Origin of the sequence: Caloranaerobacter ferrireducens (genome assembly GCF_001730685.1) — a bacterium.
Classification (GTDB): domain Bacteria; phylum Bacillota; class Clostridia; order Tissierellales; family Thermohalobacteraceae; genus Caloranaerobacter; species Caloranaerobacter ferrireducens.
This window is the reverse complement of record NZ_MDJR01000005.1, coordinates 74,255-86,915: the sequence shown is the minus strand read 5'-3', so window position 1 is coordinate 86,915 and position 12,661 is coordinate 74,255. Positions and strand designations below refer to the sequence as shown.

General features: G+C 29.1%; 12 protein-coding genes and 1 riboswitch. Of the genes, 1 reads left to right on the top strand and 11 read right to left on the bottom strand.

The genetic code is table 11. The features are described 5' to 3' along the window. Nucleotides 1-6: 6 nt before the first annotated feature. The 7 genes from ispE to BFN48_RS08640 all read right to left on the bottom strand — a co-directional run bounded on the left by ispE (nucleotide 7) and on the right by BFN48_RS08640 (nucleotide 6,322). On the bottom strand, nucleotides 7-858 hold the full coding sequence (gene ispE, locus BFN48_RS08670; RefSeq protein WP_242863249.1) for a 4-(cytidine 5'-diphospho)-2-C-methyl-D-erythritol kinase: 852 nt from the start codon (nucleotides 856-858) through the stop codon (nucleotides 7-9). 122 nt (nucleotides 859-980) lie between these two features. Continuing rightward, nucleotides 981-2,555 (bottom strand): DUF3794 and LysM peptidoglycan-binding domain-containing protein, encoded by a 1,575-nt coding sequence (locus BFN48_RS08665; protein ID WP_069650504.1) that lies wholly within the window; start codon nucleotides 2,553-2,555, stop codon nucleotides 981-983. A gap of 272 nt (nucleotides 2,556-2,827) precedes the next feature. Further along, complete coding sequence (locus BFN48_RS08660) at nucleotides 2,828-3,388, bottom strand: hypothetical protein (protein ID WP_069650503.1); 561 nt, start codon at nucleotides 3,386-3,388, stop codon at nucleotides 2,828-2,830. A 101-nt stretch (nucleotides 3,389-3,489) separates the two neighbouring features. Continuing rightward, nucleotides 3,490-4,341 (bottom strand): agmatinase, encoded by an 852-nt coding sequence (gene speB / locus BFN48_RS08655; RefSeq protein ID WP_069650502.1) that lies wholly within the window; start codon nucleotides 4,339-4,341, stop codon nucleotides 3,490-3,492. Next, nucleotides 4,331-5,185: a polyamine aminopropyltransferase gene (gene speE, locus BFN48_RS08650; RefSeq protein ID WP_069650501.1), complete on the bottom strand. Its 855-nt coding sequence runs from the start codon at nucleotides 5,183-5,185 to the stop codon at nucleotides 4,331-4,333. The genes speB and speE overlap by 11 nt, the downstream gene beginning before the upstream one ends. Before the next feature lie 124 nt (nucleotides 5,186-5,309). Then, nucleotides 5,310-5,738 (bottom strand): adenosylmethionine decarboxylase, encoded by a 429-nt coding sequence (speD, locus tag BFN48_RS08645; protein WP_069650500.1) that lies wholly within the window; start codon nucleotides 5,736-5,738, stop codon nucleotides 5,310-5,312. 44 nt (nucleotides 5,739-5,782) lie between these two features. Further along, nucleotides 5,783-6,322: a helix-turn-helix domain-containing protein gene (locus BFN48_RS08640; protein WP_069650499.1), complete on the bottom strand. Its 540-nt coding sequence runs from the start codon at nucleotides 6,320-6,322 to the stop codon at nucleotides 5,783-5,785. 360 nt (nucleotides 6,323-6,682) lie between these two features. After that, a riboswitch (Lysine riboswitch) is annotated at nucleotides 6,683-6,866 on the top strand. A gap of 307 nt (nucleotides 6,867-7,173) precedes the next feature. On the opposite strand from BFN48_RS08640, the gene BFN48_RS08630 reads away from it, so the two are divergent. Next, nucleotides 7,174-8,715 carry a Na+/H+ antiporter NhaC family protein gene (locus tag BFN48_RS08630; RefSeq protein WP_069650497.1) on the top strand — a complete coding sequence of 514 codons (1,542 nt, stop codon included), beginning with the start codon at nucleotides 7,174-7,176 and terminating at the stop codon, nucleotides 8,713-8,715. Between the two features lie 505 nt (nucleotides 8,716-9,220). On the opposite strand, the gene BFN48_RS08625 is transcribed toward BFN48_RS08630, so the two are convergent. The 4 genes from BFN48_RS08625 to BFN48_RS08610 all read right to left on the bottom strand — a co-directional run bounded on the left by BFN48_RS08625 (nucleotide 9,221) and on the right by BFN48_RS08610 (nucleotide 12,486). Continuing rightward, nucleotides 9,221-9,880, bottom strand: a complete 660-nt coding sequence (locus BFN48_RS08625) for a hypothetical protein (RefSeq protein ID WP_069650496.1) — start codon at nucleotides 9,878-9,880, stop codon at nucleotides 9,221-9,223. A 59-nt stretch (nucleotides 9,881-9,939) separates the two neighbouring features. Then, nucleotides 9,940-11,223, bottom strand: coding sequence for an S-layer homology domain-containing protein (locus tag BFN48_RS08620; protein WP_069650495.1), 1,284 nt, complete (start codon nucleotides 11,221-11,223; stop codon nucleotides 9,940-9,942). 190 nt (nucleotides 11,224-11,413) lie between these two features. Continuing rightward, complete coding sequence (locus tag BFN48_RS08615) at nucleotides 11,414-11,953, bottom strand: TasA family protein (RefSeq protein ID WP_069650494.1); 540 nt, start codon at nucleotides 11,951-11,953, stop codon at nucleotides 11,414-11,416. A 2-nt stretch (nucleotides 11,954-11,955) separates the two neighbouring features. Then, nucleotides 11,956-12,486 (bottom strand): signal peptidase I, encoded by a 531-nt coding sequence (locus BFN48_RS08610; protein ID WP_069650493.1) that lies wholly within the window; start codon nucleotides 12,484-12,486, stop codon nucleotides 11,956-11,958. Nucleotides 12,487-12,661 lie beyond the last annotated feature (175 nt).

Genomic DNA, 12,661 nt, shown 5'->3' with positions numbered 1-12,661 from the left:
TCCCCCCTAGATAGTTCTAACTATATGCACCCTATCAATCCATGTTTTAAGTTCTTCTTTACATTTGATAATATCATCAGTATTATCAAATATACCAAATACGGTAGGTCCACTACCGCTCATCAAACTGCCTAAAGCATTACATTTTATCATATGATCTTTTATTTTTTGTATAATAGGATATTTATTAATAGTTACTGTTTCTAACACATTAATCATATTTTTAGCTACAAAATTTACATTATCTAGTTCAATATTTTTTATCAAATTATCTATATCAGGATGCTCTTTTACATCTTCAATTTTTAAATTTTTATATACATATGCTGTAGAAACTTGTATCGAAGGCTTTGCTATAAGAACAAGTTTGTTTTTAAAACTCTTTAATCTAGTTAGTTTTTCTCCTATACCTTCAGCTAAAGCCGTTCCCCCCATAATACAGTAAGGAACATCAGCGCCAATTTCTAACCCTATATCCATTAACTCCTTTTCTTTAAGGTTTAAATTCCATAATTCATTTAAACCTTTCAATACAGCTGCTGCATCTGCACTTCCACCTGCTAAACCAGCAGCTATAGGTATATTCTTTTCTATCTTTATTTTAACTCCTTTATTAATATTGAATCTTTTAGATAAAATATTCCAAGCTTTATATACAAGATTTGTGGAATCGGTAGGAAGCATTCTTTCATTCGTTTCTATAATTACATCATTACTATACTCTTCAATTTGTATAATATCTTTTAAATCAATCTGCTGCATTATCATTCTAACTTCGTGATATCCGTCTTCTCTTCTTCTTAATACATCTAATGAGAGATTTATTTTAGCATGAGCTTTTACTTCTATTTTTTTCACAACATCAACTCCTTATCTATATATTATATATTTTATAGAAAAATCCTTCTTTAGTCATTCCTTGTTTACTTTAATTTTTATTTTGCAAAAATAAAAGCTCTAAGGTGTAACCTTAGAGCTTCTTAAAATTCCACAGCTTCAATCTGTTTTTGAATAATAATTTTTTCACCTGGCATTATATTTTCAGGATTTACAATATCATTTGTATTTATTAACTCATCAACAGTAGTATTAAACCTTTTAGCTATATCCCATAATGTATCGCCTTTTTGAACTATATAAATGGTTATACTAGGTTTATTACTTAAATCAATTACTTTATCATCTTCTTCAACCTCTGTTATAATATCAATCTTCTTAATTCTATCAACTTTAACGTTGTTCTTTACAATACCTTCTATTTCAATATCACGTGAATTAACTCTATTAAATTTTAAACTATCCATCACAAGGTCTATGTCAATCTCCATTTCTTCTTTAATTCCATCTATATCTACATAAGATTTAAATGGTATTTCTTCTTTGAAACTCATTATTTCTCCTGTGGATTCTCCAACATATAATACATCTGCTTCAAGTAAGCCTTCAATTATTAATTTATTCTCTACAACTCTATAGTCTGTTAATACAGGTTTTGCTATTAAATCACATATACTTTCAATACCTTCATAATCCTGTGGTAAGTTAACTACTCCTTTTATAACCTCTTTAGATGTACTTTCCGCTATATTTTCTAATACATCTACTTCTTTTTTAACTAATTTAAACTCTTTTTTTGTAGAATATGAATCTAAAATTACTTCTTTTTCTCTTTGTTCAAATACTTTAGCATTTACCTTCACAAATACTTCTATGTCTATTACCCTTTTCTCGTCATTGATATCCTCTCTTATCTCATATTCAACGTTAGAAATTTCTATATTCACTTTGCTATTCATATCTTTAACTGCACCTGGTAAATCAACAAAATGTGTAAATGGAATTTCATACTTCACGTGATTTATTCTACTCTCTTCATCTTCACTATAATATATTATCGAGCATTCAACCACTCCTGATACTATTACCTTGTCTTCAACTACTCTGACTTCTTTTTCATATCCTTTTACGCTTAGCTTAAGTATATGTTCTATACTTGGCATATCTTCAGACAATTCAAATGCTTCTTTTACTAAAGTATCAGATGTATTACTTCCTACAACATCATTATATCTTATGTAATCTTTTAAAGTTTGTAATCCTTCGATTCCCTGAATATCTTTTACTACTTCTATATTACTATATGATTGAACTTTTGTGTTAAAATGTAGTACAGTCTTAACAGATATTCTTCTGCTGTCTATTAAATTACAGTCTATATGCTCTATGTTTGTTTTAATATCAACATTCATTTCTTCTTCTGCGCCATTAATTATAATTTCTTCCTGAAAATTAGTTGAATCTTCTATTCTCTGAATAGAGGAATTTTCATCATCTGCACTGTATAGGATATTGTATTTAATTATTCCATTTATTAATACTTTATCCTTAACAGCTTTAGTTTCTAAAGTCTCTATCTCTCCATCAATATTAAGTATCTTTTTTATACCAGATTCAACTTCTGATAATAATATTTCATCCTCAATTAATGTCTCAACTTCTTCTTTTCCTATCGTCTCTTCTATCTTAAGTAAATCTTTGATTAGTTCAACTGCCATCTTTATCCCCCTTTCAATTATTTACAATTCCCTAATTCAAAGCCTATTATATTATTATTTCTCTATGAAAAATTTTATGTTAAAATGTCCCAAAAAATTACTGTTATTTTTTAAATAGGTACTAGGTACTTGAATTAGAGGGCAGAGAACTAGGAACGGGGGATAGAAATGTAAAATTGAAAATTAATTATTAGTTATTCGTCATTCGCTGTTCGCTGTTCGATAGTTGAATTACGAATATCATGAATTGAATAACTGATATAATAATAAAATTAATCATTGAAAACATCAGCTAAGGCACGTTGATAGCCTGAATTAAAAGGAAGATAATATCTATAAAACTGTAATAATAATTTTTTTCTTTCTTTGTAATTAGACTTATCATAAACATATAAAACATGATCTAATAAATTTTTTTGAGCTTTAAAGTAATAATATGACCCATCTGCCTTTGGAATATTATAAAGATATGCAATATCATAACTTTTATCTCCAAGGTCATGCAATATCATATATTCATTTTTCTGATTATTTTTTAGCATTTCCTCTATTTGAGACATAATAAAAATTTGGTTTTTACTAAATTTTTGATAATAGAGATTTAAGATTTTCTCTTTTAAAACAAAATCTAAATCATTAAATGTTTTGCTTGGTGTTTTTTCATATAGCGTAATAATTCTTTGACACACAAATGAATTTTCCCTTATCCGCTGTATAATTACATCCATCTTTTCTGTTTCAATAGTTTCAATTCTTCTATTGTATATAAATATTACAAAAGGACTAATTATTACTAAGATAAAAATAACGAGATACCTAGAAAATTTACTCATAAAACCACCCTTTTACATTATATTACATTATATGTTTTTGTTGTATGGTTCTAGTAAGGAATGATTTTTAAAAAATTAAGCGGCCAATGGCCGCTTTAAGTCTATTTGCTAATTGCAAGAACTAGCTCTCTAAGTATTTTACATGCAACAGCAGTTGAAGCTCCACTATTGTCATAATGTGGAGACAACTCTACAACATCTGCTCCTACAATATTTAAACTCTTTAAAATACTAATAATATCCATCATATCATTAAATGATATTCCTCCAGGCTCTGGCGTACCAGTTCCAGGAAAAACTGACGGGTCTAAAATATCTAAATCAATAGTAATATAAACTGGTTTATTTTTTATCTCGTTTACTATATCTTCAAGACCCTTATAAGTAAATTTAGTTAACTTTGTGTGCTTTTTAGCCCATTCAAATTCTTGTCTTTCACCAGACCTAATTCCAAATTGATATATTCTACCATCTCCAAGAAATTCCCAAACTCTTCTTATAACTGTTGCATGTGATAATTTTTCACCCATGTAGTCCTCTCTTAAATCTGTATGGGCATCAAAATGCAAAATACAAAGGTCTTTATACTTTTCGTAAACTGCTTTAACAGATGGTAAAGTTACTAAATGCTCTCCACCTATCATAACAGGTATTTTACCATCATTTAAAACATTCTTCGTAAACTCTTTTATCATATCCAACACTTTTTCTGTATTTCCAAACGGAAATTCTAAATCACCAGCATCATAAACTTTTATATCAGTTAAATCCTTGTCAAGATAAGGGCTATATGTCTCTAATCCATATGATTCATTTCTCATTATAGCAGGAGCAAATCGCGTTCCTGGTCTAAAAGAAGTCGTCCCATCAAAGGGGGCTCCAAAAACTACTATTTGTGATTCTTCATATTCACTGTCAAATCCTATAAATGTATGAATATTTTTATTTAACACCAGTTTCAATCATCTCCTTAACGTAAGTTGGTAAAGCAAATGCTCCTACGTGTATGTCTGTATTGTAATACTTAGTTTTTAGGTTGAATTTCTTCCACTCTTCTGGTTTAAAATCTTTAATTGGGTGTAATGATTTTGATGCAAATCCAAATAACCAGTGTCCTGATGGATATGTAGGCATATGGAATTGGTATACTTCTACTATAGGGAAAATTTTCTTCAATTTACCTGTTGCTCTTAGCATAGCCTTAGCATCTCTTTCATAGTAAGGACTTTCATTTTGATTAACAAGTATACCTTTATCACTTAATGCCTTATAGCAATTCTTATAAAACTCTGTAGTAAATAACCCTTCTCCTGGTCCTATCGGGTCTGTTGAATCTACAATGATTAAATCATACTCATTTTCCTTATCTTCTACAAACTTTATTCCATCTTCAAAGTATAAAGTTACTCTCTCATCATCTAGTTTAGATGAAGTTAGTGGCAAGAACTCTCTTGAAGCTTTAACAACTAGCTCGTCTATTTCAACCATATCAATTTTCTCTATTGTATTATATCTAGTCAATTCTCTTACTGTTCCACCATCTCCACCACCTATAACTAAAACCCTCTTAATTTCAGGATTTGTAGCCATAGCAACATGAGTTATCATATCATGATATATAAATTCGTCCTTTTCTGTTACCATAACAAGCCCATCTAATAAAAGCACCTTACCAAATTCATATGTATCTATAAAATCTACTTGTTGAAAAGGACTCTTTTCTGAATAAAGATGTTTTTTTACTTTAAAAGAAAATTTAGCATAGTCAGTATGTTCTTCAGTAAACCATAATTCCATTTTAAAATTCCTCCTTATTTAGTTATTAGTTTTTAGTTATTAGTCAATTGGCTATGAACTATTTCTCCTATAATTTCTAAAGCCGAGATTGCCCTCGGCTTTATTTTTTTTCGTATATTAAAAATTATGCATTTACAACATCTGGTTTGTGTTTAACTTTTATATCATCTAGTTTACCATCTGAAAATCTTTTTATTTTCTCTACTATTCCTCTTGGAACTTCCTGTGTTTCTGTTTTTTCAGCCTTTAATTTTTCTTTTAAGTAATCAAAAGCAATCCATGGATCTACTTCATCTCCACATGTAAATAAATCAACTGCAGCGTATCCATATTCTGGCCAAGTATGAATTGTAAGATGAGATTCTTGTATTACTACAACTCCACTTACTCCCCATGGATTGAATAAATGAAATACGCTCTTTACTATTGTTGCCTTTGCTTCAATAGCTGCTTCATTCATATATTTCTCTATTAAGGCATGATCATTTAATATATCTTTATCACAGTTATAAAACTCTGCTAAAATATGTCTTCCTAATTGTTCTATTTTCATAAGACTTCTCCTTTCTATCAAAGAATGTTAATTTGAATATCTTGCTAAAAACTCGGCGGACAAGTCACCCAAAGTATAACAGCTTTTCTCTTAAAACTATTTTCAATAAAATGCTTCTTATCTGACTTAAAATAAAAACTTTCTCCTTTGTTCACTTTGTATTTGTTATCTCCTAAATTTAAATAAATGCTTCCAGATAAAACATATCCAAATTCTTCTCCTTCATGAGGATTCTCTATATTACTTGTACCTCCACTTTCTAACGTAAGAAGTATAGGCTCCATATTATTCTTTTGTGCATTAGGAATAAGCCATTCGATAATGTGACCTAGTTCTTCATTTTCACTTGAAAATATATCTTCTTTTGTATACACAACTTTATCATTTTCAACTTCATTAAAAAAGTTCCTAATATCAGTTCCTAAAGCTTCTAATATATCCATTAATGTTGCAATAGACGGCGAAGTCAAATTCCTTTCGATTTGTGATATAAAACCTTTAGTTAAATCACATCTTTGAGCTAGTTCCTGCTGAGTTAGTCCATTCAGCATTCTTAGCCTTTTTATTTTATTACCAATATCCACAGTCACACCCCTAATCAAGTGATACTATATGAAAAGTTTAAAAATGCTAAACTAGATAGCAAAAAAATTTTTGCCATTAATTTAATAACAAAATTTCCGTTTAAATAAATTCAGGTGAATTTTGTTGAAATCCATAAACGGAAATTATACCTGTTCTTATCTATATTTAATAAGATATATAATTTCCTATGGATTATAAAACTAAACTCTAAGTTTACATATAATAAATATACTACTTTTTTCTAAAATGTCAATAGTTTTTTTTTCAACTTTTCCTCCCAACAATTTACTATTGACTTTTATATTTATACATGTTAAATTATAATACATCACAAATAAATATGACCTCATCCCTCAAAGGGGTGAGGTAGAGGCGCGACATCTAAGAGTAGCTATAGGGAGGCCGGAAGCCTATGAAATATAGTGAAAGGAGCTGTCGCCGAAGTCTTAGATATCCAAAATCTAAGGCTGGGCCTGCATCGAATAGGTGTAGGACTGTCATCAGGATAATTGCCCGATATCCTGATGGAGCGCTATCTCACACTGGGCAAAAAGGAGGGATGGGCTTGGTTCATACTTTTTTTGAAAGTAGCACCTGATAAGCCTATCAGGTGTTTTTTTATTATTTGAAAACAGGGAACAGAAATATAAGAAATGAAAAATTGAAAATGTAAAATTAAAAATTAATTACTAGCTATTCGTCATTCGCTATTCGCATTTAGATAGTCGAACTACGAACATCGGAAATCGAATGACGAATATCGAATGATAAGCAGCAAATAGCTGATAGCTGTTCTCTGGCAACTAAATTTATCAAAATACGAACTACTAAATATGAAGGAGGAATATTTATGCAATATGGATGGCTTTCAATCATACCACCAATACTGGCAATAATCCTTTCATGGATTACTCAAGAAGTACTTTTATCACTATTTGTATCTGTTTTCGTAGGCGCTACTATACTAACTGGATTTAATCCATTAACTGGTTTTTCAGAAACATTAAACACATATATTGTTGGTTCATTAGCCGATACTTGGAATGCATCTATTTTAGTTTTCAGTCTTTCTATAGGAGGACTTATAGGTATCTTAAGTAAAAATGGAGGTACAAATGGAATTGCTAAGCTTATAGTTTCCAAAGCAAAAAATAGCAAATCTACACTATTTGCAACTTGGTTAATGGGTATATTGATTTTCTTCGATGATTATGCTAATACTCTTATCGTTGGTAATACTATGAGAAGTATCACTGATAAAATGAAAATTTCAAGAGAAAAATTAGCTTATATAGTCGATTCAACTGCCGCTCCAGTTGCAAGTATAGCATTAGTATCTACATGGATAGGTTTTGAAACTGGATTAATAAGAGATAGCTTAGCTAAGATTAATATAGATTTAAACGCTTATAATGTTTTTCTACAAACTATACCTTATAGATTCTATAGCTTATTAGCATTGATTTTCGTTTTAATTATAATATTCACAGGACGCGATTTCGGAGCCATGGCTAAAGCTGAAAAAAGGGCATATAAAACAGGAAAAGTTTTAGATGACAATGCTACACCTTTAGTTTCAGATGAAATATCATCATTAAATACAAAAGTAAAATACGAAAGATGGTATAATGCAATAATTCCTATTATATCTGTTTTATTAATAACAGTAGTTGGTCTATATATTAATGGAGGTGGCCTTGAAAGTGGCTCAATAAGAGATGCATTTGGAAATGCTGATTCAAGCGTAGTTTTATTGTGGGCTTCTTTTGGTGGTAGCTTAATTGCTGCTATAATGACTCTAATGCAAAGATTATTATCTTTAAAAGAAATTGTAGATGCATGGGTTTCTGGTGTTAAATCTATGACAACAGCATCTATAATATTAATCTTAGCTTGGTCTTTAGGTGGAGTTAATGATAATCTTGGAACAGCTGAATTTATAGCCAACATTTTAAAAAGCTCTCTACCGGCTTATTTATTACCTTTAATGATGTTTATAATACCAGCAATAACTGCTTTTGCAACTGGTACATCTTGGGGAGCTAATTCTATAGTTATGCCTTTAGCTATACCTCTAGCTATACAGTTAGGAGGTACTGAATTATTAGTTCCTACTGTTGGAGCTGTATTAACTGGTGCTGTTTTCGGAGATCACTGTTCTCCTATTTCTGATACAACTATTATGTCATCAATTTCTAGTGCTTGTGACCATATGGCACATGTAAAAACGCAATTGCCTTATGCTTTAGTAGTAGCGTTAGTAGCTATTTTTGTAGGATTTATTCCTGTCGGCTTTGGTATTAGTCCTTATATTTCACTTTTAATTGGTTCAGTAATATTATGGGGTATATTATACTTCTTCGGTAGTAAAGTTACTGAAGAGGTAAATTAAATAAAAATCAAGTAAGCAAAAGCTAAGGAAATTTTCCTTAGCTTTTGCTTTTGATAGAGTTATATTTTTTGTATATTTATTTGTAAATTCTTCTAAATTTAAGTTTTTCTTGCAGGAATGTTTAAGATAAGTAAGAATATTTAAGAAAAGGGGATTTTGTACTTTATTTTATGATTATGGTTATTTTGAAACTTCTTTTCAAATAAAGGTTGCGATAATATGAAAAAAGTTATATTGTACATGTTATCATTTATAATATCAGCATTAATAATGAGTATGCTATTAAATCTTCGAGGTATAAATTTATCGACATTAAAGAAGAAATATAAATCAGCAGGTTTCATTATATACTTTAGTTTATTTATAATAATTTGCCTTATAGTCTATTATAGCATACAGAAAGTCACTATTTTTTAGGATAATATCGTAGTATTTGAAACTTTAAATAATGGAAAAGTCTGCAGCATTAATGCAGACTTTTTTTAGAACAAAAACTCAGAGCCTATTATTTGCTTCCATATACTTCTTCAGTTACAGTTTCTTTTTCATAAAACTTACTATTTTGCAATCTTTCTTTTTTAACAATATGCGTTATTACTTTTCTCAATTGTTTTTCTATTTCAGATTCATCCTCTTCGTTTAAACATCGTATACCTAATTCCTCAAGAAACTTTTTTAAAAGGTATCTTCTAGCAAATTCAATATTTATTTCTTCATCAATAAATTCGTTTAAATATTTAATCCTTATTGTACCTTGAACTCTTTTTTTATTTTTATTTAATAACTCAACAATTTGTTTTAAATTCACAACTACATTAATAGGTACTGTATATTCTTTATGAGTTTTAAGTTTTATAGGATTTATATGTAAAATATAATCTGATGCCTCTCCTTCTACACTAAAATATATTACTGGTTCTATATTTATTGAATTATTTTTTTTGAGTATAATCTCTTTCGGGTTAATTGTTTCAATCTCTATCTTTTCCAAAATATCTTCAGTTGTAGCTGCAGTTACACTTAAATCATATGTTGTTTTACTTGTAAACCAAGAATATGTATCCATATTTATTAATAAAATCATAGATATTAAAGTTCCTCCAGTAACAAATCCCATAACTTTTAATATAATTCTCTTTATTTTTTGTTTTTCACTTTTTCTCATTCTTACTTTACTCTCACCTCATATTTAGCTTGTTATTAAAATCTATCATCTCTCTATACTTAATTGGCATGTTCATTATGGTATTTTAATAACTTGCATATCATAGTAAATACCTCAGCTCTTGTAATATTATTGTTTGGTCTAAAGGTATTATCTGGATACCCATTTATTATTTTGTAGTAAACTCCCATTTTTACATATACTAAAGCCCAGTCTTGAATATCACCTTTGTCCTTAAACTTAATCTGTATTTCTTCTCCTAGTTTTTTATCAAAACCTCTCATTAATACAGCTATCGCCTCTTGTCTAGTAATTTCCTTACCGGCTTTAAAAAGTCTACCAGGATATCCTTTAAATATGCCTTTTTCTGTCGATGCTATTACATAACCTCTAGCCCATTTAGGTATAGAATCTATATAACCAGTAAAAAGTTTATTTTTTTCTTCTAAGTTTAAAGCTCTACAAATAAGAACAGCAGCTTCAGCTCTTGTTATGAAATTGTCAGGTCTTATCGTTTTATCAGGATAGCCATTTACTATATTATGCTCTATAAGTGCTTGGATACAATCCTTTGCCCAATGCCCTTTAATATCGATAAATTCCTCATTAACTTCTTGTTTTTTCTCACTTTCATCTTCTAACTGTATTTCCTCATCAACTTCTTTTTCCGAATTATCTCCTGATCCTTCTCCACTGCTTGGTGGAGTATACCCAGAACCTCCTTGATAAACAGGGTTTTCGTTCACATTTATAAGGAAATTTACAGTTGCTTTAATGCCCTGTAATTCATTTCCTGCATTTTCATCCATATGTACTATGTATTCTAGGTCTATATAATCATTTTTATTTATATTAAAGCAATCTAATACGGATAAATCATATCCCTTGTAATCTTCATTATTTTTCTTATACATCATTTCATAAAAGCTTTTATTATATATAGTTTTAGTAAATATCAGCATTTTTCCTCTTTTAATAGTTAACTTCATATTCTTTGCAAACACTTCGTATAAATTTTCATCTTTAACTTGATAGTAATTATCCCCTTGTAATTTCTCTAGTTCTATTGTCAAAGCTAAATTTTTTACATTTATTCTTTCTGAGTAATTATTATAAATTCTTAAAGTCCCTGATACAGTAACTCCAGGAGCTAAATATCCATCAGTCAAGTTTCCCTTTTGATGAAATATCGGTCCTCCAATAGACTTTTCTCCATGTATGTATAATATAACATCAGGGATATTCTCTCCATAAGCAATACTTTGATTTATAAACAATATCGAGCCTATTATAATCATTAATATCAAAAACTTACATATTATATTTTTAATTGATATTTTCATTATTAAGTTATTTTTTTCACCACCTTATATGTTTTGTAGGTACTAGGTACTTGGTACTGGGTACTAGATTAGGTACTGGGTACTTGGTACTAGATACTAGATTAAAAATGTAAAATTGAATCAGTAGATTAGTAGTAGCGGAGAATTAATTCTCCGCTACTACTAATGATAAAACGCTAATAAGCCTATATTATTCTGACCAGCCTTTATTTTCTGTTTGTGTAGCTACGAAATTGAATTCTAAAGTAACAGATTTGCCTTGATAATCATTTCCTGCTGCTTTAGGCAATTTATAGTAAACAGTAATAGTTTTCGTGCCTTGATCAGTAGTTATCTCTCCGAATTCATAATTTTTTATTTCATTAACTTTATACCAAGTTTTGTTATCAAAACTGACTCTAAGACCATATTCCCCACTATATAATATGTTATCTGAAGAATTATCTGGAGATTTTAAAGTTATATTGTATAATTTAAATTTAAAATCTAATGTTCCAGCATTTGTTATTGTAATATCTTTTTGTCCAATCCATCCTGGATAGATGTTATTTACATTTAATATACCTGAAGCAAATACCCCATTACCAGGATTTTTTATTTTTAATGTACCAGTTTTAAATACATTATTTGTACTTGTAACACTACTTGTAAACCATGCATATGTTCCCATTCCTATTCCAAAAGCTAATAAACCTATTAATATCATTATTAAAACCAATCTTTTTTTCAATGTTAATCTCCCCCTTTCTTAAGATAAAATATTTTCATTTCACCTCCTAAAAATATGATCAATAATATTAATATTAAAAAAGTAAAAACTATTGGCTTTTTCAAAAAATAAAATATATATCTTCCATTAGGAATAACTAAAAATACTTTACCTACCAGTTGACTAGAATTGATTTTTTCATCGTCTTCAATGTTATTAGCATCACCTTTTGTTATAAATAAGTACTCATCGTTATCATGTATGATATCTATAACTCTATGTGTAATAAATATATTATCAGTTAATCTGTATGTAATAACATCTCCTTTTTTTATGTTTTTAGGTACTATAGGCTTTATAACAACTAAATCCCCAACTTCAATATTAGGCTGCATACTTCCAGATAGAACAGTCATAAACTTTATCCCAAAAACTGAAGGTACATAGTTTTTATCATTTTTGTGTTTTATTCGGGTATAGAATAGCGATAATATAGATGCTATTAAAAGAAAAATTATTATATTCCCCATCCACCTTAAAACTTTCTCTTTCACAAAACCCCCTCTTTCTTCTTAGAAGTTCTTGAAAAAGTTTGTTCTTATGCATTACATTACATTATATGTACAAGCTTTTTTGTTATGCATAAATAATTAGATATTAGGTACTTGATACTAGGTACTTGATACTAGGTGCAATAAGTATATTTATTTTTTTAACTTATATTTTTCA

Coding starts and splice junctions, on each gene's coding strand:
- BFN48_RS08665 (WP_069650504.1), bottom strand. CDS start 2,555: ATGGCAGTTGAACTAATCAAAGATTTACTTAAGATAGAAGAGACGATA.
- BFN48_RS08660 (WP_069650503.1), bottom strand. CDS start 3,388: ATGAGTAAATTTTCTAGGTATCTCGTTATTTTTATCTTAGTAATAATT.
- speE (WP_069650501.1), bottom strand. CDS start 5,185: ATGGAATTATGGTTTACTGAAGAACATACTGACTATGCTAAATTTTCT.
- speD (WP_069650500.1), bottom strand. CDS start 5,738: ATGAAAATAGAACAATTAGGAAGACATATTTTAGCAGAGTTTTATAAC.
- BFN48_RS08630 (WP_069650497.1), top strand. CDS start 7,174: ATGCAATATGGATGGCTTTCAATCATACCACCAATACTGGCAATAATC.
- BFN48_RS08625 (WP_069650496.1), bottom strand. CDS start 9,880: ATGAGAAAAAGTGAAAAACAAAAAATAAAGAGAATTATATTAAAAGTT.
- BFN48_RS08620 (WP_069650495.1), bottom strand. CDS start 11,223: ATGAAAATATCAATTAAAAATATAATATGTAAGTTTTTGATATTAATG.